Raw genomic sequence first — 17,007 nt, 5'->3', positions numbered from 1 at the left:
TATATAGTACTATAATATGCTTTATTGATCCAAAATAAAAGTATAAGTAATTATAAAAAAACACTTCGTCACAAAGAATGCACTAAGTGTTTTATTTTTATCTTTTTTCACCTCTTGAAAAAACTGCAACACAACCATTTCCAGTATGACTAGTAATTGTCGGGCCTAAGGGATACAAACAAATTTCTTTGACCTGAATTTTTTCTTCGATCAAGGTCTTGACTCTCTCTGCACTTTTTAAGTCACCAGCATAAGCAACAAATACAGTTTGTTTCAATGGTTCAATCATCTCTTTGACCGTTTCATCTGCTAGCTTTTTCAAGGCTTTACTACGTCCTCGAACTTTTCCAACATTTTGTAACTTGCCTTGTTTATCTACCACAATAATCGGCTTGACGCTCATTAAACCACCAATCGCTGCTGCCGCTTTGGAGATTCTGCCACCACGTTCCAGATGCTTTAAATCATCCACTGTGACCCACGAATGCACGGTCATTTTATTTTCCGATAACCATAGTAGGATATCCTCTAAAGAATGACCATCTGCTTTTAATTGGATAGCTTCGCTGACTAGCAAACCTTCACCTAAACTAGCTGCTTTCGTGTCTATAACGTAAATTTCAGCGTCATTGTACTCTTCTTTCAATATATCGACAGCCTGCATCGCACTTTGATACGAACCACTTAATCCAGAAGAAAAAGCTAAATACAAGATTGGTGTTTTCTTTTCTACAAAGGGTCTAAAAAATTCAATATAGCGTCCTACATTTACCTGAGAAGTTGTCGGCATGCCGCCTATTTTAATTTCTTGTAAAAACCAGTCATAATCAAATGTCTTCCCCAAGTCATCGACTAACTCTTTCCCATTTAACTGAATCGTCATACTGATAAAATCAACATCGTTTGCTTCTAAATATGTATATGGTAAATCACAACATGAGTCTGTCATTAATTTAAATGTCATTTTTAAGTCCTCCCTAACTATTTTTCTATTTTAACACATAATCGATTGTTACTCATGCTTTATTAGAGTAGAATCAGACTAAAGAAAGGCATATTTTGGAGAAAGATGAATAAAAAAAAGAGAGACATTTGATAATTTGTCTCTCGCTTGCTTTTCAAATTTAAATTTGTGCCCAAACGCTTTCTAATACGTTTGTTTGATTACGATCTGGACCTACTGAGAATGTTGAAATACGCACACCTACTAATTCAGAAATACGGTGTACATAGTTTCTTGCATTAGCAGGTAGATCAGCTAATGTTTTACATCCAGTGATATCATCTGACCAACCTGGTAACTCTTCATAAACCGGTTTACAGCGGCTCAATTCCTTCAAGCTAGCTGGATAATGATAGATCAATTCTCCATCTAATTCATAGGCAGTACAGATTTTTACTGTTTCTAAACCACTTAGCACATCAATCGAATTCAATGATAAATTCGTGATTCCTGATACGCGTTTAGAGTGACGCATCACAACAGTATCAAACCAACCCACACGACGAGGACGGCCCGTTGTAGTCCCATATTCTTTCCCAACTTTACGAATTGTTTCTCCTGTTTCATCAAACAATTCTGTCGGGAATGGTCCGTCACCAACACGTGAAGTGTAAGCTTTACATACACCAACGACTTTATTGATCTTTGAAGGACCAACACCACTACCGATCGTCACGCCTCCAGCAACTGGATTTGATGATGTCACAAATGGATACGTTCCCTGGTCAATATCCAACATAACGCCTTGAGCACCTTCAAATAAAACACGTTTTCCAGCATCTAATGCATCATTTAAAATAACAGAAGTGTCTGTTACGTATTGTTTGATTTGTTGACCATATTCATAATATTCTTCAAAAATGTCTTCAAAGGCGATAGGTTCGCTATCAAACATTTTGACGAATTGACGATTTTTTTCTTCTAAATTGATTTTTAGACGTTCTTCAAAGATTTCTTTATCTAATAAATCTGCCACACGAATCCCTACACGAGCTGCTTTATCCATGTATGCAGGACCGATCCCTTTGATCGTTGTACCGATTTTATTGTCGCCTTTAGCATCTTCTTGCAATTGATCCAATTGGATGTGATAAGGTAAAATGACATGAGCACGGTCTGAGATACGTAAATTATCTGTGGTTACATTATTATCTTTTAAATATGCCAGTTCTTTTACTAATGATTTCGGATTAACGACAACGCCATTTCCGATCACACTGATTTTATCTTTGTAAAAGATACCTGAAGGAATCAAATGTAGTTTATAAGTAACACCATCAAATTTAATGGTATGACCTGCATTATCTCCGCCTTGATAACGTGCGATGACCTCAGCATTCTCACTTAAGAAATCTGTGATCTTTCCTTTTCCTTCATCGCCCCACTGCGTCCCGACTACTACAACTGATGACATTCGAACACCTCGTTCTAAATTATTTTGTCCTGATTCATTGTACCAATAAAACAGAACGCTTTCAAGGAAAAATCGAATATTGTTTTTTAGAAAATTAAAAAACAAAGCAAAACACGAACATTAATCTTCAAATGATTTTATATCAGATAAAAAAACGAAAATTTGGTTATTTCCTTGTAAAGAAATTTCATTTTGTTATAATCATAAACAATATGTTATAAACTTAAATAGGAGGTACATTCGGTATATGAAACATTCTTTTTGTTTGGAGATTGACGAATCTCTTTATTTAGTCCAGCCAACTCTCGAGATGGCTCAGGATCTTTTTGAAGTGGTTGATTCAGATCGGGATCATTTGAGGAGATTCCTTGATTTTGTGGATTCTTCAACCTCTTTTGAACCACAGGAGCACTATATCAAGATGAAATTGGAAGGCTATGTCAAGGGGACTGACCGCTTATTTATTATTGCGTTTGATCAGAAAATGATCGGCTGTATTGATTTACATTTTATTGACGCTGCTAATAAAAAGGCTGAACTTGGTTACTGGATTCATTCATCTCAAACCAATAAAGGTATTATGACAAAAGTAGTTAAAAAGGTTTGTGCAATTGGGTTTGAGGATATGGGGTTAAATAAATTAAGTATCCGAGCTGATACTGAAAATAAAGCAAGTAATACGGTTGCCCTTAAAAGTGGTTTCTCTTTTGTTGGAACGGATAAGGCAGAAGTTATTATGTATAATGAGTTTAGAGATTTAAATAAATATTCTCTTTTAAAGGCCGATTTCAATTAAAAAGATAGCCCGGGTAAGTTGTCAGTAAACACTTACCTAGGCTATCTTTCTATCTATTCATACTTAGAATTCTTCTCTCGGTGATAGTGAAGCGAACTTATTAAATTCTTTAATAAATAACAGTTCGACAGTTCCTCGAGCACCACTCCGGTTTTTCTCGATAATCACTTCGATCACATTGTCGATTTCTGGCTCTTCACGAGCACCATCCTCGCCTTCTTCCCCACGATCATAGTAATCATCGCGATAAAGAAAAGCTACGATATCCGCATCTTGCTCGATCGATCCAGACTCACGAATATCACTTAACACAGGACGTTTATCCTGACGTTGTTCCACACCACGAGATAATTGAGATAAGGCGATAACAGGAACTTTTAATTCCTTTGCTAGCTTCTTCAATTGACGAGAAATTTCTGATACTTCTTGTTGGCGGCTTTCACGACCCGTTCCTTCAATCAGCTGCAGGTAATCAATCAAAATCAAACCAAGATTGCCACGTTCTTGTGCTAGTTTACGACATTTCGCGCGAATTTCGGTAATTTTAATACCAGGTGTGTCATCGATATAGATTTGTGCTCTAGATAAGCTTCCCATTGCAATGATCAGATGTTGCCACTCTTCTTCTGATAACTGACCAGTTCGTAAGTGTCCCGCTTCAATCGAACCTTCCGCACAAAGCATCCGGTTAACTAACGATTCCGCCCCCATTTCCAAACTGAAAATAGCAACAGAACGGTCTGTTTTAGTCCCGATATTTTGCGCAATATTCAAGGCAAAGGCTGTTTTCCCTACGGCTGGACGAGCAGCTAAAATGATTAATTCTTCTGCTTGTAGTCCAGCTGTCATTTTATCTAAGGCTGGATAACCTGTTGGTAATCCAGTAATGTCTTCATCGTTTTGATACAGTTGGTCAATGTTGGCGATTGAGGTGTTCAAGACATCTGCAATCGACAAAAAGCCGCTTCTATTTCTTTTTTCTGAAACTTCTAAGATGCTACGTTCTGCATCATCCAGAATAGTCTCAACATCTTCTCCCTGTTCAAACCCTTTCGTAACAATCTCTGTAGCAGTTTGAATCAGATTGCGAAGCAATGATTTTTGTTCGACGATTTTCGCATAGTACACAATATTAGCAGCCGTTGGTACAGCCAACGCTAAATCTGATAAATAGCTTAAACCACCAACATCTTCTAATAAATTTTCCTGTTCCAAACGATCTTTGATCGTAATGACATCAATCGCTTCATTTCGATCATTCAAGGTCAGCATAGTTTGAAAAATCAATTGATGATTACGGCGATAAAAATCTTTTGGTTCTATGTATTCTAAAGCATCGATAATAACCTCAGCATCTAAAAAAACCGACCCTAAAACGGCCTGCTCTGCTTCCATACTTTGGGGCGGTACTCGATCTTGCCATACTTCATTCATTTTTTTCTCTCCTATAGCTAAAATTACGCTTTTCAGTCTTTCTATTTTAACAAGAAACAAGCGAAATGTACAATGACATTATCGTTTCATTTTTGATTGGGAATAAGTAAAAAACAGAGGTTAGCCTCTGTTTTTTATTCATTATTCTTCTACAACATGAACTTTGATCGTTGCCGTTACTTCATGATGTAATTTAACTGGAACTTTTGTAAAGCCTAGCGAACGAATCGGTTGAGATAGTTCTAGCTTACGTTTGTCTAATTTGACCTTATATTGCTTGTTTAAGGCTTCTGCGATTTGTTTTGAAGGAATAGACCCAAAGAGACGTCCATCCTCTCCAGCCTTCGCTTTAAGCTCTACAACAGTTTCTTCTTTTTCTAGAAATTCTTGCATTTTTTTGGCTTCTGCTAAAATTTCTGCTTCATGTTTATCTTGTGCTTTCTTTTGTCCAGCTAAAGCACTGATACTCCCTTTATTGGCTTCTTGAGCGTAACCATTTTTGATTAGAAAGTTTTGAGCGTAACCTGTTGGTACTTCTTTGACTTCTCCTTTTTTCCCTTTACCTTTAACGTCTTGTAAAAAAATAACTTTCATACTATTATTCCTCCTTATTTTTAAAGCATAGAAGTTTATGGAGCTGGATCATACATTACATCTATATTTTGTTGAATCACTTTCAGTAGCTGCTCTTTTACCTCAGTCACTGTTACATTTGTTAATTGTACCGCAGCATTCGTAAAATGACCACCTCCGCCTAAATTTTCCATAATCAGTTGGACGTTGATCGACCCGTTACTTCGTGCGCTGATCCCAATTTGCTTATCCGTTCTTTTTGTTATTACAAAAGCCGCGTTGATGCCCACCATCGATAATAATGTATCTGCCGTTTTCGCTGCAGTCACACTATCATATTCCTTCTCTTCGCTGCCAGTTACAATGACTGTGTCAGGTGTAACATATTCACTTTGAGCAATCAAACTGTTCATTTCCAAATAACTAGTTAAATCTGAGCTTAATAAATATTGTACTAAAGATGAATCTGCTCCACAAGTTCTTAAATAACTGGCCACATCAAAGGTGCGTGCCGTTGTCCGGACACTAAAACTTTTTGTATCCACAACGATTCCCGCTAATAATAAGGTTGCTTCAAGCTTATCCAAACTTCTTTGAGCGTTACTTTGGTATTCGATCAATTCAGTTACTAACTCTGAAGCAGATGACGCAGATGATTCAATGTAAGCCAGCAATGGTTTAGCAGGAAATTCATCCCCACGACGATGGTGATCGATAATTACGACTTTATCAAACTGTTCATATAGCTCTTGCGAGATCGAAAGTGACGGTTTATGGTAGTCAACCATAATCAATAGACTGCTATCTGTTTTTCGTTTCATTGCTTCCTTTGGTGTAATGATTTGCTTCGCCAGCTCAGGATATTTTTCCAGTTCAGCCATTACTCGGTCAACATCAGGAATACTTTCATTTTTATCTAGTACGACCCAAGCTTCCTTATGATGAAATTTAGCTAGTCGTGCCATACCAAAAGCTGAACCGATCGCATCCATGTCAGGAAAGCGATGTCCCATGATATAAACATCGGATGACTCTGCCAAAATCCCTTGAATTGCTGTACTCATTGCTCTAGAACGAACTCGTGTTCTCTTTGCGACGGAAGCTGTTCTACCACCATAAAAAATTGGTTTAGCATTATCTTTCGCTTCTTTAACTACGACTTGGTCGCCACCTCTAACTAATGCTGTATCCAAGTTTGTTTGGGCGGTATTTCCTGTTTGACTTAATGTTTCACCACCATATGAGATGCCCATACTTAATGTAATTGCTATCTCTCTTGTACTTGATTCTTTTCTGATCTTATCTAAAATTTGAAATTTAGTGTCCATCATTTTTTTGATATCTTCTAACTGCGCAATAAAGAAATAACGTTCCGCATTCAGTCTTTTATAAAAAACTTGATATTCATCCATCCAGTCAGAAACCATTGTCGTAATAAAACTATTCAAGTAAGAGATTTCTTTTTCGTCCATACTATCTGTAATATCATCATAGTTATCAACTGATACAATTCCAATAGCTGTCTGCATCTCCAATTTTTCTTGATACAAATTACTCTCTTCTGTAATATCCTTAAAGGTTATCGTATTTTGATTTGTATCAATATTAAAACGATATACATAATCACCAACTTTAAATATATCTTTACCTTTTTCAGCTCGTGATACATAGGTTTGTATTAATTCTGAGCTGATAAGTGTTTGCCCATCTTTATGAAAAATATCTTCCGCGAACGGGTTTAACCACTTTGCTTCTTTTGTGTCTGGATCGTAATTTATAATCCCAACAGACACTTCATTAAAAGCATAATCTAATGACTTTTCTGCAATCGTACTTGCTTCTCTGATTTTTTCTGTATTAGATATTTCAATTTTTTTGATTAAGTAGAAAATCCGATTGATCAATACGAGATTGAGTATTAATAAACCAGCTATAATCATGTATTTATTAGATAAGAAGAAAAGCAACATTACTTCTAATAAAAAGAGAACGAATACAGAACCCAAAATCCGTTTCATTCCATTTTTTTTCATTATAAGGACTCCTCCATGTTCTGCAGATAAAGCTATTTTAGCATAAAAAAGTGATTTCTGCGAGTTACTAAATGTTTCACGTGAAACATTCAAAATCCACACTCACAGTTATTTACATTTAAACTAAAAAAAGATCAAAGAACTAACTAGTCCTTTGATCTCTAAGTAATTCTATATTATTGCTCTTCACCAACAAATGGTAATAAGCCCATGATACGTGCACGTTTGATTGCAATTGTTAATTTGCGTTGGTTCTTAGCGCCAGTACCTGTTACACGACGTGGCAAAATTTTTCCACGTTCAGAAATGAATTTTTTTAATAATTCGATATCTTTATAATCAATATATTCAATATGGTTAGCAGCGATATAATCGACTTTACGACGTTTACGTCCGCCTCTTCTTTGTTGTGCCATTCTTATTCCCTCCTATCAAATTCGTTTAGAATGGTAAATCATCATCTGAAATGTCAATAGTCGAGCCTGTTCCACCAAATGGATCAGAATCTCTATCGAAATCAGGCATACCGTTATTGTTAGACTGAGAGGATGATTGATTAAAATTGTTTTGTCCTGAAAAATTATTGTTCTGTGGTTGGAAACTACTTCCGCCACCAGCATTATAACTTGGTGCCGAATCTGATCCTTCTGTTGTTTGTCTTTGTTCTGAAGCAGAACGAGACTCTAACAACTGGAAATTCTCACAAACAACTTCAGTTACGTATACACGTTGACCTTGTTGATTCTCATAATTTCTAGTTTGAATACGACCAGTTACGCCTAATAATGTACCTTTACGCGCATAGTTTGCCATTGTTTCAGCAGGTTTACGCCAAATCACACAGTTAATAAAATCTGCTTCACGATTTCCATTCGCATTCGTAAAGTTACGGTTTACCGCTAAAGTAAATGTCGCAACTGCAGAACCACTAGAGGTATATCGTAAATCTGGATCTTTTGTTAGTCTTCCAACTAATACAACGTTGTTAATCATTTAAACATCTCCTTTCGTCAACCCAATGTTTCACGTGAAACATTTTGATTAAACTTCTTCCTTGATAATCATGTGACGGATAATATCGTCATTGATTTTAGCAAGACGATCAAATTCATTGATTGCTCCTGCAGTTGATGGAGAAGATACTTTAACGATATGATAGATGCCTTCACGGAATCCGTTCATTTCATATGCCAAGCGGCGTTTTTCCCAATCTTTTGATTCGATAACTTCAGCTCCGTTATCTTTTAAGATCGTGTCGAAACGTTCTACTAAAGCAGTTTTTGCTTCTTCATCAATGTTCGGACGAATAATGTACATAACTTCATAATTCGTAACTTGACTCATTGATTTTCACCTCCCTATGGACTTTAGGCTCTTAGTTTGCTAAGAGCAAGGAGAGTTATCTAAAATATATAGACTACTCACAATGTTTCATTATACAGCTAAAAGCTGATAAAATCAAGTATTCTTCGCAATTTTTGATCATTTTTTTTGACAATCATTTTTCTCTCAGGTCTTACTATTAATATACGTGTAAATCAGCTTTTTTTACTTTTTTACTTATGATTTAGGTTATTTATTTTTCGTGGTATACTATCCTTGTTCGAAATTACACAAATAATCTAAAGTAGTTTGAAAGGATGCTGTTACATTGAATCAATTGTTAGAATACCAACCGCTCAACCTGTACACGAATTATCTTGAGGCAACACGTAATAACCCTGAAACAGCCATTATTCATGATGAACCTCTACCAGCTTTTCCTGAACTTGGAACGAATTACACTTATCAATTAAGTCATGAAGCGATCTTAAACCGCGCTTATCAATTGGCTAGTTTAGGCGTAAAGGCTGAAGATAAAATCATCATTTTCAAAAGCTCAAAATTCGATACGTATCTGTTAGCAGTTGCCGCTTCTTATTTAGGTGCTGTTCCAGCGATGATTTCTTATCATTTCCCAGCTGAAACAATTGAAGTATTTGTTGATCGTTTGGAAAATCCATTTATCCTATTTGATGAAGAAACGGCATCAAAAATCGCAAAAGTAAAAAATAGTTCACCCAAAAAACAAATTTCAGTGGCAAACCTTTTACAAGCACCCGCTAATGAAGTCCCTCAAGTAGAATTACCTAAAGATATGATTGCTTACATGACACATACCTCTGGTACAACTGGTATTCCTAAACTAATCTGTCACTCTGCTAATTCTATGGGGTGGCGTACAAAATGGCAAAAAACAATCTTTACAAAAATCGCTGAGAAAAAACTGGTTGGATTTCATATTTCGCCTGTTCACTCTCGTTTCAATATTGGGATTTCTTCTTTGATGGCTATGGGTTTCCCGATGATGCCATTATCGATATCGAATAGTGACTCCGTAGCAGAAATGCTCTTAAAATATCAACCAATCGCTCTAGAAACTCATCCTAATAATTTTGTTCAGTGGACATCGCTAGCCAAAAGACAGCCAGAAGCCTTTACAAGCGTTCGTTATTATCATTCTACTTTTGATGCTATTAATAATGCCACGATGGCGAGCTTCTTAAAAGCTTCAGAAAAAAATGACCCAATTTTCCTTCAAGTTTATGGTCAAAGTGAATGTGGTCCAATGATCTTAAAAGCTCATACTTTAGAATCACTTAAACTATCTGACGCTCGTGATATGGGGGTTGGTTTAGAAGGTTTAACTGAAGCACGAATTGCGGATAAGAAAGGTAACGTTTTACCAGCTATGACTGATGGACATATCCAGTTCTTGTCTAAAGGACGTGCGCTAACTTATTTTAAAGAAGATGACCGCTTCCAAGCAACTGTTTTTGGTCCTTGGTGGGATAGTGGTGATTATGGCTTTATGGATGAAAATGGACATTTATTCCTTAAAGACCGTCAAGTCGATTTGATTGATAAGATCGATAGTAATTTGGCGATTGAGGATCATTTATTAGATGCTCTTGATTTTCTTCAAGAAGTGATCATTGTTCGAGCGAAGGATAACTCTCCTCAACCAATCTTAGCCGTTGATCCAAAACAAGGAATGGACTGGGATGCTTGGTGGGAACAAGTGACTGATTTACCTCACTTGAACAAACCGATTATTATGGATTGGGATGAAATTCCTCGTACAGCAACGATGAAAGTCCAACGATTGCAAATTGAAAAAGCACTGAAAGAAAATTAAAAGTCTAGCATAAAAAAGAATCACAAACTAAGCAAAAGAATTAGTTTGTGATTCTTTTTATTTTACAAATAAGGAGTTGTAAGTTCCATATTTCAATAACGTTTCTTGGGCTAATAAAACACCAATTCCTAATCCATCAGGCACCTTGATTTCCCCTTTTCGAATCTCAAATGGTTCCGTAATAATATCTTCGTAATAATAGCGATTAGAAGCCGAAATATCTCCCGGAAAAGTAAATAATTTTTGAGAGGCAAACTGTAAATTCAGCGCTCTACCCACACCAGACTCAAACATTCCGCCTAGCCAGACTAGTAATTCTTTTTCTTTGCAAAATTCAACGATTTTCATCGCTTCTGTGAGTCCACCAACTCTAGGAATTTTCAAGTTTATACTCCGACAACTTCCCAAAGAAAAGGCCAATTCACAATCTTTAAGTGTTCGAATATTTTCATCCAAGCAGATATCCGTTTTTAGTTCTTTTTGCAACTGCGCATGGTCTAAAAAGTCATTCGCTGCAAAAGGTTGTTCGATCATAGCTAGATCATATGCATCTAATTGCTTCAAATGTGAGATATCTGAAATGGCATAGGCTGAATTAGCATCAACCATCAATGGTAAGTCAGGGAATTTGTTCCGAATAGCATCAATTGGTTTTAAATCATAACCAGGACGTATCTTTAATTTAATTCGTTGGTATCCTAGTCCTACATACTTAGTAATTTGATCCAATAATTTAGTCAAATCCGTCTGGATACCGACGCTGACACCTACAGGAATTTGTGCTCTAGTATCAGTAAAATACTCTTTTAAGCTTTTTCCATTTCGTTTAGCATATAAATCCCAAATTGCTGTTTCAAGGCTAGATTTAGCCATGTAGTTTCCTTTTACTTCGTTAAAAAGCAGTGCTACTTCTTTAGGATGTTGGATGTCTACATTATCCAGTAAAGGAATTAAATGTTTTTGAAGTATGATACGAGCTGTGTCAATTGTCTCTTCTATGTAATCGGGCTGCTCAAATGGAACCAGTTCGCCAATTCCTTGATTCCCCAGTTCATCGGTCACTAACACAAGATCAAAAGCTTTCTCTGCTAAAAGACCATAACTTGTTTCAAAGGGAATCCTTAGCGGTAGCCGAACACGATAACAGTCAACTCGATGAATTTTCAATTATATGTCCTCCTTAAGTTGTTAGCTGTCTTCTGATGAGCTAGTGACAAATGATATAACGATTTTCTCAAACGTCTGTGGTTTTTCTAAATGAATGCAGTGACCTGTGTTACTAACAATTTCAATCAAAAAAGCGGGCTGTCTTTCTTTCATTTTTGAAGCAATCTGTTGAAATTTATGATCTAATTCACCAACTATTAACAAAGTTGGTACTTTTAACTTATCTAGCTCTGGCCAAAAGTCTGGCTGAACTCCGGTCCCCATAAACCACAAACTACAGGCAAGTCCAAAATTTCGTTGCGCCAAACGTTCTTGTCGTACAGCTTCCTGAACTTGGATTGATAATTTTTTTTGGCTAGCAAAAAGAGGTAGTTTTTCCCATTTCTCAACAAAAGCTTCGATAGAGTGACTCATAATAAAACCAGCTAAATGTTCATCAGAATATTTGCGCAGTATTCGCTCTGTTTTCCCCTTTAAACCTGGAGATCCGCTTTCTAAGATCAGTTGCTGAATCTTTTGAGGAAATAAGTAGGCGAATCCTAAAGCAGCTCTAGCACCCATTGAATAGCCTAATAACGAAAACTTGAAAATACCTAGCTGCTCAGTCAATATGGCAATATCTTGACACAAGCAATCCATCTGATAGCGATATGGATGGACATAACAGTCGGTTTTTCCATGTCCGATCAAATCAATCGCTAAAATATTGAGCTCTCTTTCTTTTAGAAAAACAGGCGCAAAGGTCTGGCTAGTACCAGTAAATCCATGAAAGCAAACCACTGTTGGTCGTTTCGCTTTGTACTCTGAAAACCACTCATAATAATAGTTTACGCCATTTATCGTTGCATTCATCCTTTTTCCCTTAGCTTTTCTTTTAATCTCATCATTACTTTTTCGTAGAGTTGAACGTTTTCTTGACGCTCACCAACAACTTCAATAATTTGAAATGCAGGCTGTTTTTGTGTTTTTTCCAACAATACCGCCAACTGTTCTAAACTTTCAGCTTTAACATAGTTTGCGTCATACAATTGTGCAACTAAAGAAAAATCTAAATCGATCGGTGTCCCGAAAATTGGTTCAAAATCCTCCACTGCTAACTGACGTTGTGAAAGAAAAGAAAAAATACCGCCGCCATTATTGTTCAGTAAAATAATCGTCAATGGTAAGTTATAACGTTTAGCCAATAATAACCCGTTCATATCATGATACATCGCCAAATCACCAATCAACAATACATTCTGACGCTCTGGATTTATTGCACACATCCCCAAAGCAGTTGAGACAATCCCATCAATACCATTGATCCCACGATTTCCAAATAACTGATAATGATTTGATTCAGCTGTTGAAAACCGATCTAGAAAGCGAATTGCATTACTATTAGAAACAAACAACTGACCGTTATCTGCCATTTTCTTATGGACAAGCAGACTTGCCGATGTTTCGTTTAATGTTTTCATTTCGCTAAGTTCATTTAATTGCTGTTCTGTTATTTCTTGCCAAGTCATCCATTGATTACTCCATGAGTCCACGGTTTTTGTTTCAACTTTATTAATGATTGCTTCAATAAAAGTTTGTTCTTCGGCTTGGATCGCAACTTGTGTTTGTTTTAATTGGTCTTGCCACTCACCTGTTTCATCAACAAAATACATTGTAGTCTTATCCTCAAGTGATTGTAGCCAAAACATTGTATTTTTGGAAATAGGTAACATTCCAAAGCGAACGACTACTTCTGGATATTGGATCATTTCAACTTCTTGGATAAAAAGATCCGCACATCTCATGATTAATGGACTGTTTTTGCCGCATGCTGTGATATTTGCCAACGGATCGCTAATGATTGGCCAGTTTAAGGTTTCGGCTAATTGAATAAATACTTCAGCTTCTTCTGATGTATGATTGCCCCCGACCACTAAAATGCCTTGCTTCCCTTGCCAAGCATCAACACAGTTTATTATCTGTTCTTTTGACAGTTGCTTTTTACCTGCCAAAATGGCAGTTGTTTTTTCAGCGATCAATGATCGATCTAAATTGGGTAATAACGGTTCTCGTAATGGAAAATTCAAATGAATAGGACCTTTAGGGATTTGACATGCTGTATCTGTCGCTCGCATTCCTTGCCAATAAGCATAATCCAACATTATTTTCGTGCCTTCTGGGATAGCCATTTCGATAAACTCTTTGACATGGCCTTGAAACAAGTGAAATTGGTCCATTGCTTGCGGCGCACCAACTTGACGTAATTCATGTGGCCGATCTGTAGTCAAAACGATCAACGGAATATGACTAGCATAGGCTTCACAAATTGCTGGATAGTAATTTGCCGCAGCGGTTCCTGAAGTACATAATAAAACAACCGGCTTACTACTTGCCTTGCTTAACCCTAATGCAAAGAAAGCTGCTGATCGCTCATCCACTTCGGTAAACGTTTCGATTTGTCCTTGTCGATGCAATAATAAAGCAAGTGGTGTGGAACGTGAACCTGGACTTATCACAGCTTGTTCTACACCACTACTGATCATTCCTTCAACAAAGGTTTGTAAATAATTTGTCATATCACTTTGATTTGTCACGATCTTCCCCGCCTATTCCTCTTAACATCGGTTGAAATTTGATTTTTGTCTCGATTCGTTCTTGTTCTGCTTGAGAATCTTTAACGACCCCGCAACCTGCATATAAATAACCAATCGCCCCCGTAAACACTGCTGAACGAATCCCTACGGCAAATTCGCCAATATCTTCTTTAATCGCAACCCAGCCGATTGGAGCACCATATAATCCTCTATCCAACTGTTCATGCTCCTTAAGCCACGCTATAGCTAATTCTTTTGGTTCTCCGCCTAATGCTGGTGTTGGATGTAGCTGCTGAACTCCCTTCAAGAATCGATAAGCTTTTTTCCGCTTTCCTTCGATCGGTAAGTACAAATGCTGAATATCACGATTCTTTAATAGTTGCGGCGTTGTAGCTTGAATCGAAGTCCCTGTCATCTGTTCTAATTCTTTGATAATTCTGTCGACAACAATTTTGTGCTCTTGCTTATTTTTCAAATCATTTAGCAAATAATGACCTAGTGAGTCATCTTCAGTTTCGGTTGTTCCACGTGAAACAGAACCTGCGATACTAGCCGTTGAAAAGGTTTCTTTAGAAGCTTTTAATAAGCGTTCCGGTGTAGCACCAACAAAGATTTGTTCATCTGATTCTAAAACAAAAAAATACGTATTGGTTTGCTGTTGTTGGAGATTTTGTAAAATAACCTCTGCTTGAAAGGGTTGATTACTCTTCACTTCCATCCGTCTGGCTAAAACAACTTTTTTTAACGGACCTGCTTCTCGCAATTTCGCTACAGTATCATCAACGACCGTCATCCACTCTGAGACCGCAATTTCTTCTGCTTTGATTTGTGCAGGTTCTTTTTTCGCAACTTTCTCAGTTTCCATAACGCTTGCAAACTCTTCTGTAAGTTGTTGCCACTTTTGCTGTAATGCATCTTCAGTTTCAGCACTGAAATTCATTGTAAGGTACTGTTTCCCATCGGTTTCTGTCAGTAAAAAGGTTGGCAAATAAAATAGCCCTTGCTCCATGCGCCCCCAATCATTTTGCTCAATTGGTTTGCTATCAAAAGCAAAACCACCAAACAAAATAGCACCTGTTCCCGTGATAAAGTTGTTTTGATAAATTTTTGCTTTTTCCTCTAAAATAAATGCATCGACTTTTTCAAAAGATGCCTGATCATCCGTCAGTTCTTTTGCTTTACCGAAGCCAACTAACGTAAAGTTTTTTTCTGGTGTTTGCCAATAAAAACGTTCGCCTTTATATTTTTTTTGCCCCTTCTCAAAAGAAGTACGCAAAGAATCTTGGTTTTCATTTATTTCTTTGACCCAGCTAAATTGTCGATAGCCTTTTTCAAAAGCTTGTACTAATTCTGTAGGAATGCTCATTTGTTTAAAAAAGCCTCCCTTTCTATTGTTGTTAAACGGTGTTTCGCTAATTTCCCACTAGCTGTTTTTGGTAGCGAGTGGCATAAATAAACCCGTTTAGGTAGTTTATATTTTGCTAAATATTGTTTTGCAAATGCGTTTATCATTTCTGCTGTAATCGTTGGTGCACCAACAATATACGCTACAGGAACTGCATCCCATTTTTCATCGGGCTCGCCAACGACTGCAACTTCTTTTACTCCGGGAAATTCTTGTAAAACATGTTCAATTTCTGTAGGATAGATGTTTTCACCGCCTGAAATGATCAACTCACTTAAACGACTGACCAGATAAAGATAGCCATCTTCATCCAGATACCCCATATCCCCCGTTTTGAACCAGCCATCTGGCGTCCATTTTACGGTTTGCCATTGTTCACCATTTAAATAGTGACGAACGACATTTTTCCCTTTTAATAGAATCTCACCGACGTTGTTAGGCTCTAGCTGTTTTTCATTAGTATCAACAATCTTGAGCGCTATTCCCATCAACGGTTTACCTGCTGAACCAATTTTTTTCGCAGCATCTTCAAAGCTTAAAGCCACGACTTGTGAACAGGTTTCAGTCATTCCGTATGACTGAATCACAGGAATACCATAACTTTCGCATTTTTCCAATGCTTTAGGTGAAATCGGGCCGCCTCCAAGCAACATCGCTTTAAAAGTTGATCTGTAGCCGTTCTTAGGATAATGTTCTAGCAACTCCCGCAACATGACCGCCACGACCGAAATCACCGTTCCCTGACCATCAGCTAGATCTTCCGTCACTGCTTTTGCCTCAAATTTACTATATAAACGTAAACTGCAGCCTAATACTAATTGACGAATGATGATCGACAGCCCACTGATATGAAATAAGGGGACTGGACATAGCCAACAATCTGCTTCTGTGATTTTCATGTTTTCTTGCGTTGCTAAAGCGCTAGACAAATGATTACTAAAACACTGCACAACACCTTTGGGATTCCCTGTAGTACCTGATGTGTACATGATCGAAGCTGTTGCATCAAGATTGTAGGCAGGAGTGGTTTCACTTGTTGATAAAAGGTTAGTTTCAGGCTGTATCATTTCAGTTACAGTTAAAAAATCTAATTTAGCAAAAAAGGACAAACTTTCCGTAGCAACCACTACCTGATTTACCTTAGCATCCGTCAATTGATAACGAAGTTCTTGTATGCTTAATTGTGTATTTAGCAAAACCAATTCTTTTCCTAACGCCCACAGAGCAAGAATTGAAAAATACATTTCTTTTGAATTACGGCTAAATAGACCGATTCGTTTTTCTTTACTGGGAATTTTCATAGAAAATGTATCTGCCCACTGTTTGACTTCCTGCCCAACTTCAGCAAATGACCATGTTTCATCCTGCCAATAAAAAGCAGGCTGATCGGGTCGTTCATTTACTTGTTTTTGCAGCCAACTACTCATGATT

At 37.1% G+C, this 17,007-nt stretch carries 15 protein-coding genes; 2 read left to right on the top strand and 13 right to left on the bottom strand.

The window, feature by feature from the left end:
• Window positions 1-97 precede the first annotated feature (97 nt).
• Complete coding sequence (locus A5819_RS06390) at window positions 98-964, bottom strand: DegV family protein (RefSeq protein ID WP_086277677.1); 867 nt, start codon at window positions 962-964, stop codon at window positions 98-100.
• A gap of 160 nt (window positions 965-1,124) precedes the next feature.
• Window positions 1,125-2,417 carry an adenylosuccinate synthase gene (locus A5819_RS06385; RefSeq protein ID WP_086277674.1) on the bottom strand — a complete coding sequence of 431 codons (1,293 nt, stop codon included), beginning with the start codon at window positions 2,415-2,417 and terminating at the stop codon, window positions 1,125-1,127.
• A gap of 247 nt (window positions 2,418-2,664) precedes the next feature.
• On the opposite strand from A5819_RS06385, the gene A5819_RS06380 reads away from it, so the two are divergent.
• Window positions 2,665-3,213 (top strand): GNAT family N-acetyltransferase, encoded by a 549-nt coding sequence (locus A5819_RS06380; RefSeq protein ID WP_086277672.1) that lies wholly within the window; start codon window positions 2,665-2,667, stop codon window positions 3,211-3,213.
• 63 nt (window positions 3,214-3,276) lie between these two features.
• On the opposite strand, the gene dnaB is transcribed toward A5819_RS06380, so the two are convergent.
• The 6 genes from dnaB to rpsF form a co-directional block, all read right to left on the bottom strand.
• The gene (gene dnaB / locus A5819_RS06375; RefSeq protein ID WP_086277670.1) at window positions 3,277-4,647 is read right to left on the bottom strand and encodes a replicative DNA helicase; all 1,371 of its coding nucleotides are present in this window, start codon (window positions 4,645-4,647) and stop codon (window positions 3,277-3,279) included.
• Between the two features lie 141 nt (window positions 4,648-4,788).
• Window positions 4,789-5,241 carry a 50S ribosomal protein L9 gene (rplI, locus tag A5819_RS06370; protein WP_069653499.1) on the bottom strand — a complete coding sequence of 151 codons (453 nt, stop codon included), beginning with the start codon at window positions 5,239-5,241 and terminating at the stop codon, window positions 4,789-4,791.
• Between the two features lie 35 nt (window positions 5,242-5,276).
• Window positions 5,277-7,253: a DHH family phosphoesterase gene (locus tag A5819_RS06365; protein WP_086277668.1), complete on the bottom strand. Its 1,977-nt coding sequence runs from the start codon at window positions 7,251-7,253 to the stop codon at window positions 5,277-5,279.
• Window positions 7,254-7,429: 176 nt separating this feature from the next.
• Entirely contained in the window at window positions 7,430-7,669 is a 240-nt protein-coding gene (gene rpsR, locus A5819_RS06360; protein ID WP_010762117.1) for a 30S ribosomal protein S18, read from the bottom strand.
• Between the two features lie 25 nt (window positions 7,670-7,694).
• Complete coding sequence (gene ssb, locus A5819_RS06355) at window positions 7,695-8,246, bottom strand: single-stranded DNA-binding protein (protein ID WP_086277665.1); 552 nt, start codon at window positions 8,244-8,246, stop codon at window positions 7,695-7,697.
• A 48-nt stretch (window positions 8,247-8,294) separates the two neighbouring features.
• Window positions 8,295-8,597, bottom strand: a complete 303-nt coding sequence (gene rpsF / locus A5819_RS06350) for a 30S ribosomal protein S6 (RefSeq protein WP_010766612.1) — start codon at window positions 8,595-8,597, stop codon at window positions 8,295-8,297.
• 307 nt (window positions 8,598-8,904) lie between these two features.
• Between rpsF and A5819_RS06345 the strand changes: the two genes are divergently transcribed.
• A complete protein-coding gene (locus tag A5819_RS06345; protein WP_086277663.1) occupies window positions 8,905-10,431 on the top strand; it encodes an acyl-CoA synthetase in 1,527 nt (508 codons plus the stop codon).
• 57 nt (window positions 10,432-10,488) lie between these two features.
• Here the strand turns inward: A5819_RS06345 and menC are convergent, their stop codons facing one another.
• The 5 genes from menC to A5819_RS06320 are packed head-to-tail and all read right to left on the bottom strand — an operon-like array spanning window position 10,489 to window position 17,003.
• Window positions 10,489-11,598, bottom strand: coding sequence for an o-succinylbenzoate synthase (gene menC / locus A5819_RS06340; RefSeq protein ID WP_086277661.1), 1,110 nt, complete (start codon window positions 11,596-11,598; stop codon window positions 10,489-10,491).
• Between the two features lie 21 nt (window positions 11,599-11,619).
• Window positions 11,620-12,450, bottom strand: coding sequence for a 2-succinyl-6-hydroxy-2,4-cyclohexadiene-1-carboxylate synthase (gene menH / locus A5819_RS06335; RefSeq protein WP_086277659.1), 831 nt, complete (start codon window positions 12,448-12,450; stop codon window positions 11,620-11,622).
• The gene (gene menD, locus A5819_RS06330) at window positions 12,447-14,171 is read right to left on the bottom strand and encodes a 2-succinyl-5-enolpyruvyl-6-hydroxy-3-cyclohexene-1-carboxylic-acid synthase (protein ID WP_086277658.1); all 1,725 of its coding nucleotides are present in this window, start codon (window positions 14,169-14,171) and stop codon (window positions 12,447-12,449) included. Before menD ends, menH begins: the two co-directional genes overlap by 4 nt.
• Entirely contained in the window at window positions 14,155-15,537 is a 1,383-nt protein-coding gene (locus tag A5819_RS06325) for an isochorismate synthase MenF (RefSeq protein ID WP_086277657.1), read from the bottom strand. Before A5819_RS06325 ends, menD begins: the two co-directional genes overlap by 17 nt.
• Complete coding sequence (locus A5819_RS06320; protein ID WP_086277656.1) at window positions 15,534-17,003, bottom strand: o-succinylbenzoate--CoA ligase; 1,470 nt, start codon at window positions 17,001-17,003, stop codon at window positions 15,534-15,536. The genes A5819_RS06325 and A5819_RS06320 overlap by 4 nt, the downstream gene beginning before the upstream one ends.
• Window positions 17,004-17,007: the final 4 nt, after the last annotated feature.

This window comes from Enterococcus sp. 7E2_DIV0204, assembly GCF_002140855.1.
Taxonomy (GTDB): domain Bacteria; phylum Bacillota; class Bacilli; order Lactobacillales; family Enterococcaceae; genus Enterococcus_L; species Enterococcus_L lemimoniae.
Note: the sequence above shows the minus strand (reverse complement) of the source record. Positions and strands in the feature narration are given on the sequence as shown.

Excerpts from the sequence above, each read along its gene's own strand:
- A5819_RS06390 (WP_086277677.1), bottom strand. The coding sequence starts at position 964 with ATGACATTTAAATTAATGACAGACTCATGTTGTGATTTACCATATACA.
- A5819_RS06385 (WP_086277674.1), bottom strand. The coding sequence starts at position 2,417 with ATGTCATCAGTTGTAGTAGTCGGGACGCAGTGGGGCGATGAAGGAAAA.
- A5819_RS06380 (WP_086277672.1), top strand. The coding sequence starts at position 2,665 with ATGAAACATTCTTTTTGTTTGGAGATTGACGAATCTCTTTATTTAGTC.
- dnaB (WP_086277670.1), bottom strand. The coding sequence starts at position 4,647 with ATGAATGAAGTATGGCAAGATCGAGTACCGCCCCAAAGTATGGAAGCA.
- rplI (WP_069653499.1), bottom strand. The coding sequence starts at position 5,241 with ATGAAAGTTATTTTTTTACAAGACGTTAAAGGTAAAGGGAAAAAAGGA.
- A5819_RS06365 (WP_086277668.1), bottom strand. The coding sequence starts at position 7,253 with ATGAAAAAAAATGGAATGAAACGGATTTTGGGTTCTGTATTCGTTCTC.
- rpsR (WP_010762117.1), bottom strand. The coding sequence starts at position 7,669 with ATGGCACAACAAAGAAGAGGCGGACGTAAACGTCGTAAAGTCGATTAT.
- ssb (WP_086277665.1), bottom strand. The coding sequence starts at position 8,246 with ATGATTAACAACGTTGTATTAGTTGGAAGACTAACAAAAGATCCAGAT.
- rpsF (WP_010766612.1), bottom strand. The coding sequence starts at position 8,597 with ATGAGTCAAGTTACGAATTATGAAGTTATGTACATTATTCGTCCGAAC.
- menH (WP_086277659.1), bottom strand. The coding sequence starts at position 12,450 with ATGAATGCAACGATAAATGGCGTAAACTATTATTATGAGTGGTTTTCA.
- A5819_RS06325 (WP_086277657.1), bottom strand. The coding sequence starts at position 15,537 with ATGAGCATTCCTACAGAATTAGTACAAGCTTTTGAAAAAGGCTATCGA.
- A5819_RS06320 (WP_086277656.1), bottom strand. The coding sequence starts at position 17,003 with ATGAGTAGTTGGCTGCAAAAACAAGTAAATGAACGACCCGATCAGCCT.